At 33.0% G+C, this 20877-nt stretch carries 20 protein-coding genes; 14 read left to right on the plus strand and 6 right to left on the minus strand.

The window, feature by feature from the left end; genetic code table 11:
- Positions 1-308: 308 nt before the first annotated feature.
- From ONG78_RS06955 to ONG78_RS06965, 3 genes are all read left to right on the plus strand, one after another.
- A complete protein-coding gene (locus ONG78_RS06955) occupies positions 309-1769 on the plus strand; it encodes a type II secretion system protein GspD (protein ID WP_264377997.1) in 1461 nt (486 codons plus the stop codon).
- 227 nt (positions 1770-1996) lie between these two features.
- Positions 1997-3559 (plus strand): glutamine-hydrolyzing GMP synthase, encoded by a 1563-nt coding sequence (guaA, locus tag ONG78_RS06960; protein WP_264377998.1) that lies wholly within the window; start codon positions 1997-1999, stop codon positions 3557-3559.
- 271 nt (positions 3560-3830) lie between these two features.
- Positions 3831-4736, plus strand: a complete 906-nt coding sequence (locus ONG78_RS06965; RefSeq protein WP_264377999.1) for an ankyrin repeat domain-containing protein — start codon at positions 3831-3833, stop codon at positions 4734-4736.
- Between the two features lie 232 nt (positions 4737-4968).
- Here ONG78_RS06965 and ONG78_RS06970 read toward each other — a convergent pair whose 3' ends face one another.
- A complete protein-coding gene (locus tag ONG78_RS06970; RefSeq protein WP_264378000.1) occupies positions 4969-5661 on the minus strand; it encodes a TerC family protein in 693 nt (230 codons plus the stop codon).
- Positions 5662-5943: 282 nt separating this feature from the next.
- Here ONG78_RS06970 and ONG78_RS06975 point away from each other — a divergent pair, with 282 nt between their 5' ends.
- The 3 genes from ONG78_RS06975 (at position 5944) to lepA (ending at position 10336) form a co-directional block, all read left to right on the plus strand.
- Positions 5944-7320 (plus strand): malonyl-CoA decarboxylase, encoded by a 1377-nt coding sequence (locus ONG78_RS06975; RefSeq protein WP_264378001.1) that lies wholly within the window; start codon positions 5944-5946, stop codon positions 7318-7320.
- 277 nt (positions 7321-7597) lie between these two features.
- On the plus strand, positions 7598-8458 hold the full coding sequence (locus ONG78_RS06980; RefSeq protein WP_264378002.1) for a hypothetical protein: 861 nt from the start codon (positions 7598-7600) through the stop codon (positions 8456-8458).
- An 81-nt stretch (positions 8459-8539) separates the two neighbouring features.
- A complete protein-coding gene (gene lepA, locus ONG78_RS06985) occupies positions 8540-10336 on the plus strand; it encodes a translation elongation factor 4 (RefSeq protein ID WP_213863771.1) in 1797 nt (598 codons plus the stop codon).
- A gap of 239 nt (positions 10337-10575) precedes the next feature.
- Here lepA and ONG78_RS06990 read toward each other — a convergent pair whose 3' ends face one another.
- Both ONG78_RS06990 and ONG78_RS06995 read right to left on the minus strand, forming a co-directional pair.
- Positions 10576-11448, minus strand: coding sequence for a hypothetical protein (locus ONG78_RS06990; RefSeq protein WP_007301937.1), 873 nt, complete (start codon positions 11446-11448; stop codon positions 10576-10578).
- A gap of 95 nt (positions 11449-11543) precedes the next feature.
- Positions 11544-11915 (minus strand): glutaredoxin, encoded by a 372-nt coding sequence (locus ONG78_RS06995; protein WP_006015443.1) that lies wholly within the window; start codon positions 11913-11915, stop codon positions 11544-11546.
- A 68-nt stretch (positions 11916-11983) separates the two neighbouring features.
- On the opposite strand from ONG78_RS06995, the gene ribF reads away from it, so the two are divergent.
- Genes ribF through ONG78_RS07015 form a run of 4 tightly spaced genes read left to right on the plus strand, consistent with a single transcriptional unit; the run spans position 11984 to position 16031 of the window.
- Positions 11984-12916, plus strand: a complete 933-nt coding sequence (gene ribF, locus ONG78_RS07000) for a riboflavin biosynthesis protein RibF (protein ID WP_264378003.1) — start codon at positions 11984-11986, stop codon at positions 12914-12916.
- On the plus strand, positions 12913-13389 hold the full coding sequence (lspA, locus tag ONG78_RS07005) for a signal peptidase II (RefSeq protein WP_007301940.1): 477 nt from the start codon (positions 12913-12915) through the stop codon (positions 13387-13389). The genes ribF and lspA overlap by 4 nt, the downstream gene beginning before the upstream one ends.
- 4 nt (positions 13390-13393) lie before the next feature.
- Complete coding sequence (locus ONG78_RS07010; RefSeq protein ID WP_264378078.1) at positions 13394-14722, plus strand: M16 family metallopeptidase; 1329 nt, start codon at positions 13394-13396, stop codon at positions 14720-14722.
- Positions 14709-16031 carry a M16 family metallopeptidase gene (locus ONG78_RS07015; protein ID WP_264378004.1) on the plus strand — a complete coding sequence of 441 codons (1323 nt, stop codon included), beginning with the start codon at positions 14709-14711 and terminating at the stop codon, positions 16029-16031. The genes ONG78_RS07010 and ONG78_RS07015 overlap by 14 nt, the downstream gene beginning before the upstream one ends.
- Here ONG78_RS07015 and purN read toward each other — a convergent pair.
- On the minus strand, positions 16025-16591 hold the full coding sequence (gene purN / locus ONG78_RS07020) for a phosphoribosylglycinamide formyltransferase (protein WP_264374943.1): 567 nt from the start codon (positions 16589-16591) through the stop codon (positions 16025-16027). The two genes, ONG78_RS07015 and purN, sit on opposite strands and share 7 nt — an antisense overlap.
- Before the next feature lie 266 nt (positions 16592-16857).
- Here purN and ONG78_RS07025 point away from each other — a divergent pair, with 266 nt between their 5' ends.
- On the plus strand, positions 16858-17274 hold the full coding sequence (locus ONG78_RS07025; RefSeq protein ID WP_007301944.1) for a hypothetical protein: 417 nt from the start codon (positions 16858-16860) through the stop codon (positions 17272-17274).
- Here the strand turns inward: ONG78_RS07025 and ONG78_RS07030 are convergent.
- Complete coding sequence (locus ONG78_RS07030; RefSeq protein WP_006015458.1) at positions 17267-17788, minus strand: Na+/H+ antiporter subunit E; 522 nt, start codon at positions 17786-17788, stop codon at positions 17267-17269. The two genes, ONG78_RS07025 and ONG78_RS07030, sit on opposite strands and share 8 nt — an antisense overlap.
- A 103-nt stretch (positions 17789-17891) precedes the next feature.
- On the opposite strand from ONG78_RS07030, the gene ONG78_RS07035 reads away from it, so the two are divergent.
- From ONG78_RS07035 to lgt, 3 genes are all read left to right on the plus strand, one after another.
- A complete protein-coding gene (locus ONG78_RS07035) occupies positions 17892-18704 on the plus strand; it encodes an ankyrin repeat domain-containing protein (RefSeq protein ID WP_264378005.1) in 813 nt (270 codons plus the stop codon).
- Positions 18705-18792: 88 nt separating this feature from the next.
- A complete protein-coding gene (gene smpB / locus ONG78_RS07040; protein ID WP_015587785.1) occupies positions 18793-19242 on the plus strand; it encodes an SsrA-binding protein SmpB in 450 nt (149 codons plus the stop codon).
- A 6-nt stretch (positions 19243-19248) separates the two neighbouring features.
- Positions 19249-20040, plus strand: a complete 792-nt coding sequence (lgt, locus tag ONG78_RS07045) for a prolipoprotein diacylglyceryl transferase (protein ID WP_264378006.1) — start codon at positions 19249-19251, stop codon at positions 20038-20040.
- Positions 20041-20254: 214 nt separating this feature from the next.
- Here lgt and ONG78_RS07050 read toward each other — a convergent pair whose 3' ends face one another.
- Positions 20255-20797: a hypothetical protein gene (locus ONG78_RS07050; protein WP_264378007.1), complete on the minus strand. Its 543-nt coding sequence runs from the start codon at positions 20795-20797 to the stop codon at positions 20255-20257.
- Positions 20798-20877 lie beyond the last annotated feature (80 nt).

Here is a 20877-nt window from a genome sequence, read left to right on the forward strand (position 1 = left end):
AGACGAAGATAGATTTCGAGCTCTAGAATATCTTCACTATCAAAATAACAAAGCTGTCAAAATTTGTCAAGTAATTTTTATCGCAACTGTACAAACATTGCACAGGACAAATTTAAAATGCTGTAAAATGGTGTCTGTTCAGACGCATGTGAAACCAGTGCTTCTTTTCATCCCACTTCCATACGGCTAAACCCTTTTCATAATCTCCTATCTATCATTTCTTAAACCACTCCCCTGAACGGATACAATTAAATACATTTTTAACATTTTTATAGAAAACTATTAGTATAGATTTGTATGCTGCCCTCATGGCTATTTTAAAATGTTTAATACTCCTTTTCATTATTTCTTGTACACATCTACCTAACAAGCAACATTCTGTTAATATAGACAATTATAAGCACGATTATTCGTTGCAACAATATAATACTCCTTTGAAGAATAACGAACCAGCAATACCAGAAATGATACCTTTACCGGTAGAGTTTCCCGATCTTACAACCAGTAATCAGTTTCTTTCGATTAATGTTGATGAAAAAGTACCAGTAAAGGATTTACTGATTGAGATAGGAAAACTTTCTGACGTTAACTTAGACATAGATCCCAAAATATCAGGTAATATTATTTTAAAGCTAAAAGATAAGAACATAAACGAAGTAATTCAGAATATAGCCAACAGCGCCAAATTGCGTTACTCAATGAATAATGGTGTAATTAGAATTGAACAAGATTTGCCATATGCACAAAATTATTACGTAGACTTCATCAATATTCAACACTCTGCGCAAAGGAGTTTTATCATTGGTAACAATATTACCGACAGTGATGGTGATAGAAACTATATGAAATCTCAATATAGTAGTGATTTATGGAATTCATTAGAAAAAGGCTTAAATGCAATAATGGATGTTAACGGAGTAGATGATGGTGAGTTTCTTTCATCCAACAGAGAAGCTGGTGTCATTATTCTAAATGCTAGAAAAGATATTCACAAAGCTGTTGAAGAATATATTAATAAAGTTAAGAAATTGGCGTCTTCTCAAGTAATGATCGAGGCCAAAATAGTTGAAGTTTTATTAGACGATAAATACCTTTCTGGTATCAACTTAAATGATTTGCATAATGAAACCAAATCTATAACAAATCAAGGTAACTCTATTATTGACCTAGCAATTAACTCTAGTGTGAGTGATTTAGGAGATTTAGTAAAAATTTTAAATAAATTTGGCACTTCAACCGTAATTTCAAGCCCTAGAGTACATGCTATAAATAATCAGCAAGCAATGATTTCATTTACTAAAAACCATATCTATTTTACTTCCGATATACAGAAAGATACCGGAAACTCCAATCATGCCTTAATTACCAAGATGAATAGCACTCCAATAGGTGTGGTGTTAATAATCCACCCAAGCATTAACATTGATACTAATGAAATATTCATGGATATACACCCAACCTTATCAAGAATTAACGATTACACTAAAGACCCAAATATAGAATATGTCGCACAACAGAATAAAATGAAATTAAATAGTGACATTCCAATTATTGAAACCAGAGAAATGCACTCTACGTTAAAAATTAAGAGCGGCGAAGTTATGGTAATTGGTGGGCTTATAGAGCATAGAAAAGATAACCAAAACTTATTGCATCAAAAGTCAAAAAAACTGGCTAAGACAGTAGAAAACGTCATCTTCCTGAAAGCAACAATCGTACCAACACTTGGTTTATTAGATATAAAAGATAGGAATTTATATATATATTAAACGTATCCGTTCAGGCAATGGCATCAACTTAAGGAAAGATGTTGGGGTTGCTATTATGATAAGAAGAGAGTATCAGAATGATAATTAAGACAGCTTAATCACAAATCTGTTGCGGTAAATTTAAGTTGCTTTAGTCATATATTAAAGTTTTTAAACAGGTCTTAGTTTACTTACTTTATTGTTTTCTTTATTATCAAATATTGCTTTAAATAATATGGAGGAGCACATTGTCAGCAATTGCCGTTATTGATTTTGGTTCACAGTTTACACAGCTTATTGCAAGACAAATCAGGGAAATGGGCGTTTACTGTGAAATATTTCCAAGCAATATCGATTTCGAAACAGTATCAAAATTCAATGGATTTATTTTTTCTGGAGGACCGCAATCTGTAAATGACAATTGCTCTGAAGTAAGTGAAGTAGCACATAAAATTATAAAACTTAACGAAACAATAAACACTCCTATACTTGGAATATGTTATGGACAGCAACTCATTTGTCATTATTTCGGGGCAAAGGTAAGAAAAGAATTCAATCAGGAATTTGGCAAAACTAAAATCAAGATACTAAAAGAATCCCCAATTATAAAGGATACTTGGAACGTTAATTCCGAAGTCGATGTGCTAATGAACCATGCAGACAGTGTCGAAACTATACCGCAAGGATTTACTGCTATTGCCTCAGGTATAATAAATCAAACAATCTCAATAATTGCCAACGAACAGCGGAAGATTTACTGTACTCAGTTCCATCCTGAAGTTAAACCTACGACAAATGGTAGTAAACTTCTCTCTAATTTCTTAGATATTGCAAATTGTGAGAGAGATTGGACAATGAAGTCATTCATTGAAAAACAGAAGGAAAAAATTCAAAACTTAGTAGGGGAGAAAAAAGTAATTGCTGCAGTAAGTGGGGGGGTTGATTCAAGTGTTGCAGCAGTTCTTACACACAAAGCTATAGGAAAACAATTAAACTGTATTTTTATCGATACTGGGTTATTGCGTAAGAGCCAGACCACTGCTATGTTAAAAGAAATTCCAATAAATTACGTTGATAAATCAAACTTGTTTTTAAGTAGGTTAAGGGGAATAACTGATCCGGAAGAAAAGCGAAAAATTATCGGCAATACTTTTATCGAAGTATTTGAAGAAGAGGCAAAAAAAATAGGTGATGTGGATTTTTTAATGCAAGGCACCATTTACTCTGATGTAGTTGAATCAGGGCACGCTTCAGGAAACACTAGTACAATTAAATCTCATCACAATGTTGGTGGGTTGCCAGAAAAAATGAATCTGAAACTAGTAGAACCTTTACGCTATCTCTTTAAAGATGAAGTAAGGCTGCTTGGCAAAGAAATTGGGCTTTCAGATGAGATAATATTTCAACATCCATTTCCTGGGCCTGGACTTGCAGTGAGGATCATAGGTGAGGTTGATGAAGAAAAGGTACGAATATTGCAAGAAGTAGATGAAATATATATCAACACAATGAAAAATTATGATCTGTATGATAAAATATGGCAGGCTTTTGCTGTACTGTTACCAGTAAAAACTGTGGGAGTTATGGGAGATAATCGTACATACGGATATGTTTGCGCTTTAAGGGCTGTGACTTCATCTGATTGCATGACAGCTGATGCATTTCCATTTGAAAATAAAGATCAACATTCGTTAGTATTTTGGAGGTTTTTGCAAGACGTCAGTAGTATAATTGTTAACAAAGTTTCCGGAGTAAATCGAGTTGTGTATGATTTAACTTCCAAGCCACCAGCAACTATTGAGTGGGAGTAGCAATAATTTCATTCCAGTTTCAGCTACTCGAATCATACCAAAGAGGCTGCTTGCATAACTCAAATTTTAAGGAAAACTATTTAATGTCATTCCAGCGCGTGACGCTGGTTCCTGGATCCCATTACTGGGATGACAACGAAGTTGAATGACACCACAGAGGCTACTTGAATCTAATTTACTATTCACAATCCCAGTTATTAGCTTGTTTTAATTGACTTTTTATCATAATCATGAATAATTAAACATATAGTTTGATATTGAAGGTAAAATCATGACAGGAGAATATGAATCACTGAAAACAGTACTGAGGACGATTGAGGCTAAGAAAGATTTAAATAAAGATAATATAATTAAGAAAATACAAGAAGAACTAAAGAAACAGAATCAAGATCTATATCAAGAGTGGGAGAAAGGTAATTTTGATGTAAATCATGTATTTGATATGTACCCATACGAAAAGTGGACGTTATTAATTATAGCTGCTGAGAATGGTTACAAAAAGACAGTAGGGTTTTTAATCGGAGCAAAAGCAGATGTTAATGCGAAAGATGGGTTTGATCGCACTGCTTTGCACTCTGCTGCTATTCGTGGTCGCAAAGAGATAGTAGAGGTTTTAATCGGAGCAAAAGCAGATGTTAATGCGAAAGATGGGTTTGATCGCACTGCTTTGTACTATCCTGCTTTGTATGGTTTCAAAGAGGTAGTAGAGGTTTTAATCGGAGCAGGAGCAGATGTTAATGTGAGAGATAAAAGTGGGTACACTGCTTTGCACTTTGCTGCTTACACAGAGATAGTAGAGGTTTTACTCAAAGAAGGAGCAAAAGTTAATGCAGTAGATAAAGATGGAAAGACTCCTTTAGATCATGCTAAGAGTCAAGACGTAGTAAAAGCTCTATTAGACGCAGGAGGAGGCTCTTTTGTAAAAGCACGTAATAAAGCAAAGATTGCCGGTGGAGTAACTGGATTATTAGGCACTGCTATAGCAGTGGCACTTTTTACAACTGGAACAATTACAGCTCAGTTGACACCTATCGTTATAGCAGTGGTTGCAGTTACAGCAGCAGCACTGGTAGTTGGTTGTGCTACATATGCATTACTAAAGCCTAGTACTAAAGTTGATGGAGCAGAGAAACCATCTGCCGTTTTAACAACAAATGAACAGCAAGGAGCTGCTTGACAGTAGAGCGTGTGACGCACAGCTGTATGAACATTATCTGTAGGATGCCAGTGTCTGGGCACTGGCATCCAGTTAAGTTGGTAAGCATAAAAGTAATGTAAAAATACAATGTTTTTGATGATGGAAAAATGGATCCCAGTGTCAAGCATTGGGATGACACCTTCCTGCTAGAAAATGTTCGCACAGTTGTACGTCACGCACTGATTGGATTTTTGCTTCGTGTAAAATAGTTTCAAGGCTGTATTTTCTTTATTTTGCTTATAACTTCCACAAGCAATGCAAACATAAATGAAGAATACAAATATGCTTTTGGTAGTTCTATGTGAAGCCCTTCAAGTGTTAGATATACACCGACGAGTAAAATAAATAGAATGGCAATTACTTTTAAGCTTGGGTTGGATTTTATTACCTGAGCGGTATAACTTGATGAAAATAGCATCGCTAGTATGGAAAATGTAAATGCTATGGCAATGATTATCATATTGTGGGTTAATGCTATGGCAGTTAATATCGAATCAACCGAAAAAACTAAATCTATTAATATAATTTGTAGCACAACTAAAAAAAATTGTGATTTAACATTTGCCTTTGTTTTGTTCTCCTTATGTACAAAAATTTCGCTCCATAACTCTATAGAACTTTTAACAATAAGGAATAACCCTCCTGCAATCATAAGTAAATCCTTTACTGAGATATCTAGCGATACAGCGTGAAATATAGGCTTTTGCATTGATAGTATATATGATGTAAAAAATAGTATTACAAAACGCATCAATAGCGCTAAGCCAAAACCTATAAGGCGGGCTCTTTCTCTCAGCAGATTTGGCACCTTATCTATTGCTAGAGAAATAAAGATTAAATTGTCTATGCCAAGTATAGTTTCAAGTAGCGTAAGTATCAATAAAGTCCAAGCATCAGCTAGCATTTTCATTCCAAAGTCAGATTTTGTACTTTACAATAGATGTGTAAAAATTAAGTAACTTCGCCTAGGTAATTAAAAAATCAGCCTTACCCGAAAAAGGAAGAGAAAAAAGGTCATTTTTATAATAAAAGTACTTTTATAAGAAGAATAATAAATTTAAAAATCTAACTCTCTTTACGAAAATTTTAAATAGATTATAAAATAGTTGTACCATGAAAGTATATGCCTTCTTTGTAGACTAAGATTTTTCTTTAAATTAAGATAGATACATAGTAAAAGGAATTTATGACAAAAGAATCATTAGCAAAAACTGATATAGTGAAAGTTGAAGATCAGAAAGCACCAAAGAGCTTTTTTAAGATACTAGGTGAAGTAGCAAACGCTGTAAGATCATGGGTTGGCAATATTAACCCTGATTTAAGTAGTAGTCGCGATGTCGATAGTTTAGTCTTGAAGATGAACGAATGCTTAAACCCAAAGGGGGGTGAAGTCTCAGCACGTAAGAACACCGTATCTCTTGGTAATTTGTACTTGAGTTTATCAGAGGCAGGTCAAATAAAATTTTTACAAACCCTGGCAGAAAAGTTCAATCCGGATAAAACGAAAATAGATGAAGAAATAAAAGTATATAAGAAAAATCAAGATTCTGAGTCGAGCTATAAGTTTGAACAAGACTTAATAAAAGTCCTTGAATCACCACGCTCTAAAATATTGAAGCAGTTTATCTCCTTACCAGAAGGTCTTAAGTTTATTGTTGATATGCGTTCTGATGTGCTTAAGCTAAAGAACCAATATGAAAATCTAAACCCACTAGAAAATGAATTAAAAAATATACTCTGTACTTTGGTTGATGTTGATCTACTTGATCTTCATCAAATCACCTGGGATTCACCTGCATCATTGTTGGAAAAACTTATAAAATATGAAGCTGTACATAAAATTTCTTCTTGGGGTGACCTAAAAAATAGGCTAGATTCTGATCGTCTCTGTTTTGCTTTCTTTCATTACAAAATACCAAACGAACCTCTAATTTTTGTAGAGGTTGCATTGATGAATGAGATTTCAGATAGTATTCAACACCTTTTGGATGAGTCAGTGCCCTCAAGTGACCCAAGCAGTGCAAGTACTGCTATATTCTATTCAATATCAAACACTCAAACTGGTTTATCTGGAATTAGCCTCGGTAACTTTTTAATAAAGAGAGTCGTAGAAAAACTATCGCAAGAATTTAAAAGCGTAAAAGTGTATGCAACTCTTTCTCCAGTTCCTGGATTTACAAAATGGCTAAAAAATCAAGACGTAGCTTTATTAGGTAAGCTTAATATAAAACAATCAGGTACAGAAATTTTAGAAAGCATAAAAACTAACATTGAATGCGAAAAACAGTCCCTACTGAAACTTTGTGCACATTATTTACTAAAGGTTAAAAGCAGTGGTGGGGGTGCTTATGATCCGGTCGCACACTTTCATTTAAGCAATGGTGCATCAATCAAACAAATCAACTGGATGGCTGATACTTCTGAAAAAGGCATTAGTCAGTCAGCCGGAATAATGGTGAATTATTTGTACGAATTGCCTAAAATAGATAACAATCATGAGAATTATATGATCAATAAAGTGGTTTCTCATTCAAAAAAAGTGTCAGCTATGTTAAAGGAATAATAGGAAGTGCGCAAGCATATAGAAAGTGCTAACATTCCCTAATGTTTATGTATATAATATTGAATAGTTTTATGAGGTAAAATGTATTAGTAGTGAGATATTAAAAAAAATAAAACAAAAAATACAAGATAGAGTAACACGTAAAGAACTGTACAGTGTCTTTACATATTCTGAAGAAATAAAGTCATTTAATGATTATGTTAGTAGTATTAAACGTGATGGAATAAACTCAGAGAAATCAAGTCTATTGAAAGATATTTATGAAGGCCTTAATTCTATGTTTACTAACATTGCTATCGACTGGGATAGCAATCGAGGTAGCCTAAGTAGTGAAAAAATTAATATACATTATCAAAACTTAGGGTCTATCTTAGAGATGGTAATCATAATTGAAGGATTGAAGACAGGATTGGGCCAAGAATACGTGATACTCGGCATTGATGAATCCACGTTAATTTGTGATATCGAATCACTTCAGAAAAAAATGAAAGAAGCGCTGGAAAAAATGCAACAACAACAAAGTGCATCAATGCAAAAAAAGTTAGAAATGCAACAACAAAATGAAGCAAGGCAAGAAGAATTAGAAAAGAAAATTGAAGAAAAGTTTAGAAAGTACATAGAAAACGGCATTATTGATGCAGTATCAATTGCAAGTTATGAGAATTCAAATTTTCTTTATACAAAAATCAAGCTAAAAGACGACAATAAAAACACAGATATTAGGGTAAGCGAATTTTTAAATAGTGAATTTTGTAAAGAAAACAATATTGCCGGTTTTCTTCTTTCAAGTGGAGATCAAAAAGAAGTTGTCCACGGTTTTGTAGACGAAAATGGAGTGAGGTGTTATAGTTTAGGTACTACAGCTCAATATGGAATAAAGTTTAACTGGTATGTAGATGGAAAAGAATTTAGCATTACATTAGGTGCTAACAGTGATGGCAGCATTAGAGTAATAGGCGATAGACCCACTGATAAAGATTTAGAAGAAAATAAAGATGTAAGAATTAAAGTTGGTAATGATTACCTAAGCCTTGCTGATGCAGTAAAAACATGCAAGCAGGAAAAGAATGAGGCAAGTAGCAAACTGAGTCAACCATCAACTACTGAATACTTCCGACCAGTACAGACACCAGCTTAATGTTTTCAGCAAAAAGGAAGATAAGTAATTGCTCTTGTAATACTTAAAATGTAAAATAGATCTACTTAAATAAGTAGATCTATGAACAATATAAGGAACTTTGCAATAATAGCACATATAGATCATGGGAAGTCAACTCTTGCTGATCGTTTAATAGAAGAATGTAACGGTCTTGAGACAAGGGAAATGACCAATCAGGTACTTGACTCAATGGATATAGAGCGTGAACGCGGAATCACAATCAAAGCACAAACGGTAAGACTCAATTACACTGCAAATAATGGTAATAAATATTGCCTCAACCTCATGGACACACCAGGTCATGTTGACTTTTCATATGAAGTCAGCCGAAGCTTAGCTGCATGTGAAGGCTCACTTTTGGTGGTGGACAGCAGCCAAGGAGTTGAAGCTCAGACTCTGGCAAATGTGTACAAGGCAATTGACAATAATCATGAGATAATAGTTGTGCTCAATAAAGTTGACCTTCCTGCTGCAGATCCAGAAAAGGTAAAGCTTCAGATTGAAGAAGTAATTGGTATTGATGCAAGTGAGTCAATTTTGATATCGGCAAAAACTGGTCTTGGGATAAAGGATGTACTTGAAGCTATAGTGACAAAACTTCCCGCTCCTCAAGGTGATACAAATGCTCCACTGCAAGCAATTTTAGTTGATAGTTGGTATGATCCTTACCTAGGAGTAGTAATTTTAGTGCGAGTTAAAAATGGAGTACTAAAAAAAGGCATGAGAATCGTTATGATGTCTAATAATGCTACATATCAGGTCGATAATATCGGTATTTTCACTCCTAAAAAAGTTATGACTGGTGAACTTTCAGCAGGTGAAGTTGGTTTTATAACTGCTTCAATGAAAGAAGTAGCAGACTGCAAAGTAGGAGACACTATTACTGAAGAGAAAAGGCCGTGCAGCAAGGCATTACCTGGCTTTAAAGAAGTACATCCTGTAGTATTTTGCAGTATTTTTCCCAATAACACAGATGATTTTAAATATTTAAGGGAAGCACTAGAAAAATTACATTTAAATGATGCTAGTTTTACATTTGATGCTGAAACGTCAAATGCCCTAGGTTATGGATTTCGTTGCGGTTTCTTAGGAATGCTACATCTTGAAGTCATTCAAGAAAGACTCGAAAGAGAATTTGATTTAGATCTAACAGCAACTGCACCGAGTGTTATATATAAAGTTGAAACACAAAATGGTAAAGTTTTAAATATCCATAACCCAAGCGATATGCCAGACCCTACAAAAATTGAAATAGTGGAAGAACCGTGGATCACTGCAACTATAATGGTACCTGATCAATATTTAGGAGAGATTCTATCTCTGTGTGAAGAGAGGAGAGGAGAACAGCAGGATTTATCTTATGTTGGTAATACGACAACAGCACTACTGAAGTATAAATTACCGCTGTCTGAGGTTGTTTTTGATTTTTACGATAGACTAAAATCAATTTCCAAGGGATATGCAAGTTTAGATTGGGAAATATCCGATTATCAGGAAAGTCAGATAGATAAATTAAGTTTTTTAGTTAATGGAGAACCTGTGGATGCGTTAGCCTGCATTGTTCATAAAAGCAGGGCAGAAAAAAGAGGCCGTGAAATATGTGCACGTTTGAAAGACTTGATACCACGCCAGCAATATAAAATCGCGATTCAAGCGGCAGTAGGCGGAAAAATTATTGCTAGAGAAACGATTAACCCGTATAGAAAAGATGTAACAGCCAAGCTCTATGGTGGAGACGTTACACGAAGGATGAAGCTGCTTGAAAAGCAGAAGAAAGGTAAGAAAAGATTGCATTCTGTAGGAAACATAAACATCCCACAAAATGCTTTTATTGAGGCTTTGAAAATAAATGATTAATATATATTCAAAAACATAAATTTAAAGAACTAAGTGATATTTTCTCAATAAATTTACTGACATTGATATGGGTAAATTTGAAATAGCTATGTGAATTTGTAAAACACTATATAAGATACCATACAACGAAATCATCCCAGTGTTAAACGCTGGGATGACAGAGAGCAGCTCAATTGCTCCACTCAATCAGTAAAAATCAGATATATGTAGACATTGGCTAAAACCATTCCAACAACATTTTAGTGAAACTTAACAAGCTTATCTATAGTTTTAGTGATGATTCTTGGAGTATTTGGAGAGACTTCTGAGCCCAGTCTATTTAACCGCTCTATAGCAAACCCGCTGTTCTCATTTATTATGAAATCACATAAAATATTTTCTATATCTTTAATAACACTTTCATGCTTTCTCAGAGGATGGTTATTCGGATATCTATGAATGGTTTTGATGCTAGAATACTCAACGAAAGCTTGATCTTTAAAAGCAAGTTGTCTCAATTTCTCTTTGAATTTTTCTTCTTCATCTCTTGCTAAAAGGCAAGACTTTATCAGTGATTTTATAATCGAGTTTATAGCCTGATGTATTTCAGAATGCACTATAACTTTGATGATATTTTCTTCCACTATGCAATCATAAGTGCTTTTTTCGCTCTTTAATGACTCTATAAGCATTTTGCTATTTTGCGAATTCAATTCCAGATTCTCTTCACTTATAGGAGTCATTATAAAGGTATTCTTATTTACCCTGATGTAAAATTGTGGCAACCCTTTAGAACAGGCAAATGCTACATCCTTAGACTCAAGTGCGTGATTGTATGAAGAAGAAAGGGTGCTTGCTATAACGCTACTTGGTACTTTCATTCCATGATTACTTAGGTGATTTAACACATTCTCAACATCATGATATGTAAAACCTGTATCTTTTATCAATTCAACAACTTCTATGCAATTGTGTTGTTTATACTCTATTGTCACTTCTTCTGTAAAAAGAGTTTTAGCTGCTATATGCTTATCAAGCACTGTGAAAATCTTGATGAAACTCTCTAAATCTTGTTTGTTAATTAATTCAATACTAATTAAGTTTTTGCTAACAATTATAATATTTTTTATCATTTTTTCCCACTAAAAAAACTCACTAGATGAATTGTATTTTTAATTCATTAAAAATTGTTTAAAGTGGGTATGCCAGCAACAGTAAGACAAAAAAATCACATAAAATCTTCATTATGTATTATATTACATCCCTCGTGTTCATCACTGCCGCTTGTGTAAGCTGTTGCATTAATGCTATCTTCATTGTTATTTAACATATTATCCAACTTTCCTTCTTTTTCAAGATCCATCAATTTGTCACATCCAGCAATATGATGTACATAATCACCATTTTCATCAGTAATAAAAATTTGTGGAACTGTCCTGACGTTATATTTTGATTTTATACCGTCAAACAAATCCGAGTTTCTAAGTACATCAATTTCTTCGTATTTCACACCTTTTTCATCCAATAACTCTTTTGCTTTCTTGCAGAATGGGCAGTACTTCTTCACATATATTACAACTTTTCCTTTAGTGTTTTTCACGATTTATCTCCATAGTTTATAAAATACAACTATTATATATAAAAAATATATATAAAATATCAAATTGTATGAAAATTATTTACAACTGTGAGCAAGGGATAAAAGATAATGTGGCACTAACTTTCGGAAATTTCGATGGCGTTCATTTAGGACATAAGTTTGCAATTTCCAATCTAAAGAATGTAGCACAAGAAAGAGGATTACCCTCTGCAGTTTTAACTTTTGAGCCTCACCCATCAACTGTTTTATTTAGTAGGAACAATTTTAGGTTAATAGATCAAGAACAAAAAAAGGAACTAATCAGCAGCTATGGTATAGATTACTTGTATATTATTAATTTTAGTAGAGGTTTTTCTGAGGTTAGCTGCGATGACTTTATTGGTAAGATTTTGGTAAAGAAGTATGGTGCTAAACATATAACTGTTGGAGAAAGTTGTACTTTTGGTCACAAACGATTGGGTAACATATTAACTCTAGAAAAATATTCTCAGATGTATGAATATTCTTTAACTAAATTAGAGCCATTGATAATCGATAGAAAAATTTGCTCTTCTTCCTCAATCAGGGAGTGTTTACAAAAAGGAGAAATAGAAATTGCTAATAAATTGCTTGGTAGGTCTTATCAAGTTTCTGGTATTGTAACAAAAGGTGCATGTAGAGGTAGAGAAATAGGGTTTCCAACCATAAACATTCCGATAGAAGATTACATGATAAAACCTAAGCTTGGTACATATTACGCCAAAGTTGCATTTTCTGAAAATAGTTCAAGTTGGCTATATGGAGTAGTCAACATTGGTATGAGACCTACATTTAAGGACTTAAAAAAACCTATAGTAGAAATGCATATATTTGACTTCAACGAAAATGTATACAATTTTAAGGTTGATATACAACTTTTAAAATTTATTAGGGCAGAAAAAAAATTCCATAGTATTAACGAGTTAACAAAACAGATAGATCGTGATATAATGAAGGCTTACCAGTTAAAGATAAATTTATGAAAAGGATATGTTTAGTTATTATATTGATTATAGTATCATTCGATCAAACAAGTAAATTGTATATAAACTCTTTGATTGATGAGGGGGAGTCAATCGAGATTACTAGTTTTATGAAATTAGTTGAAGTTTGGAATTCAGGAATTAGCTTTGGAATGTGTAGTACTCTGCCGCATGGCAGCTTCTTTTTTTCAGCATGTTCAATATTAATAATTGGTATACTTGCATACTTGATATATAAATCTAATGATAAGTCAATTTACCTTAGTTTTTCTCTGATGATTGGTGGAGCGATCGGAAATGTAATTGATAGAATCTATTGGGGAGCTGTATATGACTTCATATATTTTCATATCAATGATTGGTATTGGCCAGCCTTTAATTTAGCTGATCTATCTATAGTTTGTGGAATGTGTACATTGTTATATAAGTGGTATATATATGATAGGTCTATCTCTAAGCAAAATGAGGAATGAAATAATGCTTCGCAAATTCTTTAGTTTTTTTATACTATCTGTGTTTTTTTTCATTTGTCCGATTTCTCTGGAAGCTGAAATCATAAAGCATGCTAAGCTCAGTAACGGATTGGATGTTTATGTAGTACCTAATCACCGAATTCCAGCTGTTTTTCATGCAATAATATATAAAGTTGGGGGAATGGATGACCCAATTGGCAAAGCAGGCTTGGCTCACTACTTTGAACACTTAATGTTTGAAACTACAGGAAAATTTAAAGACATAGAATCCACTTTGGGCAGCATTGGGGCCCAATTTAATGCTTTTACCACTAAAGAATACACCTGCTACTACGAATTAGTTCTCAAAAAAGATTTACCACTAGCAATGGAAATTGAAGCAGATAGAATGGGCAATTTTGATGTTACTCAAGACAAAATAGATAGAGAAAAAAATATCGTATTAGAAGAAAGAAAGATGAGATTTGATAATAATCCTGAAGCTTTACTATGGGAGGAAATGAACAGTGCATTTTATCGTAATGGCTATGGTAGGTCTGTTATTGGTTGGGAGAGCGATATTAAAACTTACAATCAAGATGACATAACAAGGTTTCATGATAACTATTATCATCCAGGTAATGCTATACTGCTCGTTGTTGGTGATGTAGAATTTGAAGAAGTAGCGGGATTAGCAAAGGAAAAATATGGTGCAATTAAAGCTGAGCCTGTAGTTAAGCATTATCCGAACCAAGATTCAATACATAATGCAGATATATCGGTAATTTTAGAAAGCACTGAAGTAAAAGAGCCAGTTTTATACTTTCGCTATAGTGTTCCTTTATTTGAGCAAATAAGTGAAACTTTTCCTGTTGATTTGGCAGTTGATGTTTTGGGGAATGGCAAGTCTAGTAAGCTATATAAAGATTTAGTTCTAGATAAGAATGTAGCAGTAGAAGTGTTTGCTTATTATAATAGCTTAGCTTTTAGTAATGGTTACATTGAGATTCGGGTAACTCCAAAAAGCGGGGTGAATTTGGATGCTGTTGCAAGAGAGTTAGAAAATTCTATTAATCACTTTAACTCTGAAGGAATAACAAGTGAAGAGTTGCAAAGTACAAAGTCTAAATACAAAGCAGCACAGCTTGATAATCTATCTGATTTAACTAATATAGCAATGTTTTATATACCACGTCTAGCACTAGGTATTCCACTATATGAAATAGACATTTCATATAGCAAAATTAATGATGTCAATCTAGAGGATGTAAATAATAAAGTTCACGCTATCTTTTCTACTAATAAATTAGTTGGTCGTTTGCTACCAAAAGGAGGTAATAATGAAGATAAGTAAATATGTATTTCTATTTTTTTTCTGTCTAGGCTTTAATTTGCAAGCAAGCAGTCACTTAAATATAGAGGAGGTTACTACTAATAAAGGATTTAAGTTTTTATTTGTTGAAAACCATGATCTACCAAAAGTTTCACTTAATATATCATTCAAAGATGCAGGTTGTGTGTATGAAAGTGCAGAAAAGCAGGGGCTTGCTTGGTTTACTTCTCTTGTAATTCAAGAAGGAGCAGGAAAAAATGATGCCAAAGATTTTGCGAAAAAGCTTGAGGATAAAGGAATTAGTTTAAATTTTATTGCTAATTTAGAAGCATTTAGGGTTTCATTAAATACTTTATCTGAGAATCTAGAGGATGCAATTTCACTACTGAGTGATGCTATAATGCGCCCTAAAGTTGATCCTGAGGGATTAAATAGAGTATTCGAAAAAGTCAAAGTAAACTTTAATAATTTTGAAAAAGACCCTTATTTTATTGCTGCAAAAGAGTTAGATACATTGTTGTTCAAAAAACATCCTTACTCAAGAGATCCATATGGAACTCTAGACACTATAATGAACATTACTAGAGATGATGTTTTAACATACATAAAGCGTAGTTTTACTAAGGATAATATCGTTATTAGTGTTGTTGGTTGTGCAACAAAAGAAGAAGTTAGTGGATTGCTAGATAAGTATTTATCTAAATTACCATCAAAAAGATCAAAAGTTAGAAAGATACCTGTAAAAAATGAATTTGGGCCTGCAGAAAGTAAGAGCGTTTTTATGGATATACCACAGAGTGTAATATTTTTTGCTCAAAAAGGCATAGCATATGAAGACCCTAATTACTATAATGCTAGTGTTTTGATTAATGCGCTTGGTGGTATGAGTCTAAACTCAATACTGATGAAAGAGTTGAGACAAAATCTAGGTATTACTTATGGTATTAGTGCACGTAATGTTACCAATAAACATGGAAATGTTATATTTGGGTTTATGAGCACCGATAGCTCTACTGTTAGCAAAGCTATATCAGCAGTAAAAGATACATTTAGCAGAATAAAAAAGGAAGGAATTGACGAACAATTATTCAAGGATGCAAAAACCAGTTTAGTAAATAACCTTATCTTCTCTTTTCTATCCAATAATGCGAATACAGCAACGTTGCTAGATAGTATGCAGATAGAGGATCGTGATGTTAACAGTATAAATAATTATAAAAATACCATTAATAATATTAAATTAGAGGAAGTAAACGAACTGGCAAGTTCTTTACTGGAACCTGAAAATTTATTTTTTGTTGAAGTTGGAAGAAACGCTCAAGGTCAATAATTAATACTTTCTGCTATTGATTTTACTGCTTCCACATAACACTTGTGCTCTTCAGCTAGAATGCGCTCTGAGAGACTGTGAACATCATCATTTGGTAATACTGGAACAGTAGCTTGAGCGATTATGGCTCCAGCATCAATTTCAGGAGTAACATAATGCACAGTACATCCTGTAATTTTTACACCCGCTTTCAGAGCTTGCTCCTGAGCATTTAGGCCCTTAAATGACGGAAGTAAAGAGGGATGAATATTTATAACTTTGTTATGCCATTTATTCAGGAAATTGGCCTTTATAATTCTCATAAACCCTGCAAGGCAAATTAAATCAACCTTATGTTGAACAAGTATTTCATGAATTTTATCAGTATCAAGTGGCTTATCTTCAACAACAAACGCTGAAACTCCTGCTTGCTTTGCTATTTTAAGGCCTCCAGCTTCACTATTATTTGTGATAACACACACAGTTTCAGCAGGGAAATTCTGATCTTGACATGCTTCTATTAAAGCCTGCATGTTTGATCCTCTACCTGAAATTATTATTCCGAGTTTTATCTTTTTCATTTTAGTGCAGCCGTAAGAATGGATATTAATAAAATAGCTCAAAAGGAAAGTTTATTTTAGAATAAATACTATTGTGTAGCAATATTTTACACTGCTGGATAATATGGAATTAAAGAAATCATTCAGTTTGAAGTAACTTTAACATTTAATTTTAGGAATATTATACAATTTATGGTAAATAAATGCATATTTTTATGGCTGCGTTATTATTTATTTAACAAAGTATTAGTATAATTTACTACACTGAATTAAATGGAGAAAATTCAATGAATAAATTACCAAGCAATGCAAAAACAAGCAAGTCTCAGGTTACTCAGTGGGAGGTAATAAAAAATTGTGAATATTCTGATAATTGTTTATCAAAAGTAGTAACTTTATACGTCATTAAAATGGCAGAATTATCAGATATTTATACGAGTAATGAACCTGAAATTAATACTATACTTACAAGAATAAGCATAACAAGTGAAAATGCATTTTTAAATAAGGTTGTTGATATTGAAATTATGGAGGGCATTTTTCCGTACAAATTCAACAGCAAGAAAAAAAATAACATATCAAGGCTAGAAGATTTGTACAATTATTTATGTTCTACTGTTATTGATAGCCTTCCAAAAGAAATGCTTGAAAGCCTAAGAAGAGAATACAGAGACGCTGTTAACTTATTTAAAGCAATTACTTAACTAAGTGTAGCATTTTTAAGACTTTACCTTCTATTTCAGAAATGCCACTTTCAAGATCTTTATCTATCAAACATATGGTAGATAAATATGTTTTCTGCTTCTTTTCAACATTGATAGTTAAAGTTCCAGGAGTAATCGTAACCGAGTTAGCAAATAATGCAATGGTCTTATCATTATGTCCTATGCATTCTCTTACAATAACAATTGGCTCAACTGTAGATTTGAATCGTAGCACCTTTTTTGTTACATAAATACTTGAAAAAATAATTTGGTAAATTAGCCAAGGTATATAACTTATAAGCTGATAAAGTGACAGCCTACCACTATCATTTAGAATTTGACTAAGGGCACTTTCAGCATCAATTAACCTTTTAAAGATAATCAATGTGAACACAGAAGAAAATACTCCACAGAGAATAAAAAAAGGCTCAAAATAACCAGACAATGTAATCCATAGAGAAGACAAAATCACAAATGATAGAGAAAAAAACTTAATATTTTGCCTGACTTTCATGATTTGGAGTATAACTTAAATGATTTTTTAGGAAAATAAAAAGTTCTTGATTTTTGTGTCAAAGAACATAATAACCAAGTTATTTTAATAAGTGGTGGAGATTATGACGCTTGATGATTTTCTAAAAATGCTTGAAGAAATAAATGATACTTCAGGTTTAAGCAAGAACAACATAGTTGAACGAATAAAAATAAAATTAGAAAGAATTGATTTACGGAGGTGGGAAGATAGTGGATTTAATATCAATCATATATTCACTACACATAGTGATCTAGATCCTGTAGAAACTACATTGTTGCATTTTGCTGCTAAGAGTGGCTATGAGAACATAGTAATAGCTCTAATTGAATATGGAGCATATGTTGATGCATGGGACAGCGATGGATGCACTCCTTTACATTTTGCTGCTGAATGGAACCACAAAGGCATATTAGATATTTTAATTGAAAGTGAAGCAAATGTTAATGCGTGGGACAATGATGTATGTACACCTTTACATCTTGCTGCCGAAGGTGGGAATGAAAGTGTAGTAAGAGCTCTAATTGAATGTGGAGCAGATGTTAACGCGCAGAACAATGATGGACACACTCCTCTACATTTTGCTACTAAGAGTGGCTATGAGAACATAGTAATAGCTCTAATTGAACATGGAGCATGTGTTAATGTGTGGGATAGTTGTGGACGCACTCCTTTGCATTTTGCTAGCGATCATGAAAGTATAAGAGATATTTTAATTGAAAGTGGGGCATATGTTAGTAAACAGAACAATAATAGATATGCTCCTTTACACTTTGCTATTGAATGGGGCTGCAAAGATGTGATAAGTTCTTTGTCAGGTAATGCTAGTCCTAGAGCTGAAATGGCAGTAGGAAGAGTGGAACAAATTACACTTGCAGGAAGATTGGAGCTTTTTTAACCAAACTTGCATTTACTGAGATAATTGTTTTGTTATGAATTAAACCAAAAGTTCTGTAATATATTGAAGCTTAAAGATATCTTTAGATATGGAAGTTATTGCAGAAAATAGAAAAGCAAGGTTTGAATACTTTATCTTAGAAGAATTTGAAGCAGGTATGATCCTCTTAAGTAGTGAAGTGAAATCACTAAGGGAAAGAAAAGCAAACATTTCTGATGCTTACGTTACTGAAAAAAAAGGTGAAATATGGCTAAACAATATGCATATCGCAGAGTATAAAGCTGCAAACCAAAAGAATCACAAGCCAAAAAGAGAACGAAAATTGCTTTTGCATAAAAAAGAGATAAATAAGCTGATTGGTCAAATCAAAACCTCTGGAATAACTGTTGTGCCACTTTCTATCTATTTTAATGATAAAGGGTTGGCAAAAACTAAAATTGCTATTGTTAAAGGAAAAAAACTCTACGATAAGAGAGCAACCATAAAGCAGAGAGAGTGGGACCGTGAGAAAAGTAGATTGTCTAAGAATAATTTGTAGTAAAATATGTCTTTAAGTCCAATTATTTTTAGCATCGGTCCTGTTTCTATATATTGGTATTCTTTAGCATATGTTTTTGGTATAGTTTTTGCATATTGGTATTTACATAAGCTAGACAATCAAAAAATATTTACTAAGAATTTTTACGATTCGTTATTAACAACTACTATTATAGGCGTTATTCTTGGGGGCAGGCTTGGCTACGTGTTGATATATGATCCAGTTTTTTATATAAGCAGCCCTATTGAGATATTAAAGACCTGGGAAGGAGGAATGTCATTTCATGGTGGTGCTATAGGAGTTTTGCTTGCAGTAATAATCTCCTGTAGAAGACATAACATTCCTATATTTTACACACTGGATCTAATTTCTTGTGGAGTTCCGATAGGTTTGTTCCTAGGTCGCATAGGTAATTTTATAAATGGAGAGTTATTTGGCAGAGTTACAACTATGCAATGGGGTATGGTATTTCCAGAAAGTGGTGATAATTTATTGCGCCATCCAAGCCAACTTTATGAGGCATTTTTTGAAGGAGCGCTACTTTTCGTAGTTGTAAATTCACTATTTTTCTTGAACAAAATGAGATTGTATTATGGTGCAACAACTGGAGTTGCAGTTATGTTGTATGGAGTAGCACGTTTTATGGTTGAATTTTTCCGCGAGCCAGACTATCAAATTGGCTATTTATGGTTCAATTTAACTATGGGACAATTTCTTTCTATACCTATGATTTTGCTGGGAATGCTTATATATTTAGGTGCGTTGAACTTAAGATTTAACACGAAATCTGTTCAATAGAGAAAAGGTAAATTTAATAGAAAAATATAGTGGAAGTTTATTTATTCCATACTATGTACAATTATGTGAATTTTTTGTCTTGCAGAGAATAAATGTAAGACCAGCAAACCTTCGTTGTATAGCTATAAGAAAAACTTAGTAGCTACTGACCAAATTCATTACTAAGTAGATATTCATTTTCCACCAGAATATTCCTGATTGAGAAGCTACTTTATTAAAACATATTTTTAAATTTTTGCCAAAACCCTGGTTGATTATCATTAACCTTTGTGAAGGCTATGTTTAAACTGTATCTCGTATCATTTGGCATATCATATCTAATATTCAGTATTGAAAATTTGTTTTTATTATGAACAGAAACATCGTCATATGATAACTTTGTCGTGTAGTACTTTATATGTTTTTGCTTATCATATACTATATCACCTGATTCACCTTCTAGTTCTACAAATTTAGTTTTTTTCTGACATTCTTTTATTTTTATTAGATCCTCGTTTAGTGATATTGAAACCGGTAGTGTATTCCCAGCATACTCTTTAGCTAAAAGCTCACTTTGAGGATACATTTTTATTTCCCTTCCAAAATGTGAGTCTATAAAATTATTGCTCCAAAATTTGTCTCCAGAATGTACATATTCGTCAGTAGCATACGGTACACCACCATAATTGCATTGAACTTTGTAATCTCCAACACCATTATTTTGAAAAAAATCATGAATGGCAGCGTAACTATCAGCAGCATCATTTATGTAATCCATTACCTACCCCTTAAAACCTTTTAATTTATTATCTCACAAGAAATTACATCTATCAATAAAAAGACTTTTTTTGATATCAA

Origin of the sequence: Wolbachia endosymbiont (group B) of Philonthus cognatus, from assembly GCF_947179345.1 — a bacterium.
Taxonomy (GTDB): domain Bacteria; phylum Pseudomonadota; class Alphaproteobacteria; order Rickettsiales; family Anaplasmataceae; genus Wolbachia.

Coding starts and splice junctions, on each gene's coding strand:
- ONG78_RS07010 (WP_264378078.1), top strand. CDS start 13,394: ATGCTTCGCAAATTCTTTAGTTTTTTTATACTATCTGTGTTTTTTTTC.
- ONG78_RS07050 (WP_264378007.1), bottom strand. CDS start 20,797: ATGGATTACATAAATGATGCTGCTGATAGTTACGCTGCCATTCATGAT.
- ONG78_RS07025 (WP_007301944.1), top strand. CDS start 16,858: ATGAATAAATTACCAAGCAATGCAAAAACAAGCAAGTCTCAGGTTACT.
- ONG78_RS06990 (WP_007301937.1), bottom strand. CDS start 11,448: ATGATAAAAAATATTATAATTGTTAGCAAAAACTTAATTAGTATTGAA.
- lgt (WP_264378006.1), top strand. CDS start 19,249: ATGTCTTTAAGTCCAATTATTTTTAGCATCGGTCCTGTTTCTATATAT.
- ONG78_RS06975 (WP_264378001.1), top strand. CDS start 5,944: ATGACAAAAGAATCATTAGCAAAAACTGATATAGTGAAAGTTGAAGAT.
- ONG78_RS06970 (WP_264378000.1), bottom strand. CDS start 5,661: ATGCTAGCTGATGCTTGGACTTTATTGATACTTACGCTACTTGAAACT.
- purN (WP_264374943.1), bottom strand. CDS start 16,591: ATGAAAAAGATAAAACTCGGAATAATAATTTCAGGTAGAGGATCAAAC.
- ribF (WP_264378003.1), top strand. CDS start 11,984: ATGAAAATTATTTACAACTGTGAGCAAGGGATAAAAGATAATGTGGCA.
- lspA (WP_007301940.1), top strand. CDS start 12,913: ATGAAAAGGATATGTTTAGTTATTATATTGATTATAGTATCATTCGAT.
- smpB (WP_015587785.1), top strand. CDS start 18,793: ATGGAAGTTATTGCAGAAAATAGAAAAGCAAGGTTTGAATACTTTATC.
- ONG78_RS07035 (WP_264378005.1), top strand. CDS start 17,892: ATGACGCTTGATGATTTTCTAAAAATGCTTGAAGAAATAAATGATACT.
- ONG78_RS06965 (WP_264377999.1), top strand. CDS start 3,831: ATGACAGGAGAATATGAATCACTGAAAACAGTACTGAGGACGATTGAG.
- ONG78_RS06980 (WP_264378002.1), top strand. CDS start 7,598: ATGTTTACTAACATTGCTATCGACTGGGATAGCAATCGAGGTAGCCTA.
- ONG78_RS06955 (WP_264377997.1), top strand. CDS start 309: ATGGCTATTTTAAAATGTTTAATACTCCTTTTCATTATTTCTTGTACA.
- ONG78_RS07015 (WP_264378004.1), top strand. CDS start 14,709: ATGAAGATAAGTAAATATGTATTTCTATTTTTTTTCTGTCTAGGCTTT.
- ONG78_RS07030 (WP_006015458.1), bottom strand. CDS start 17,788: ATGAAAGTCAGGCAAAATATTAAGTTTTTTTCTCTATCATTTGTGATT.
- lepA (WP_213863771.1), top strand. CDS start 8,540: ATGAACAATATAAGGAACTTTGCAATAATAGCACATATAGATCATGGG.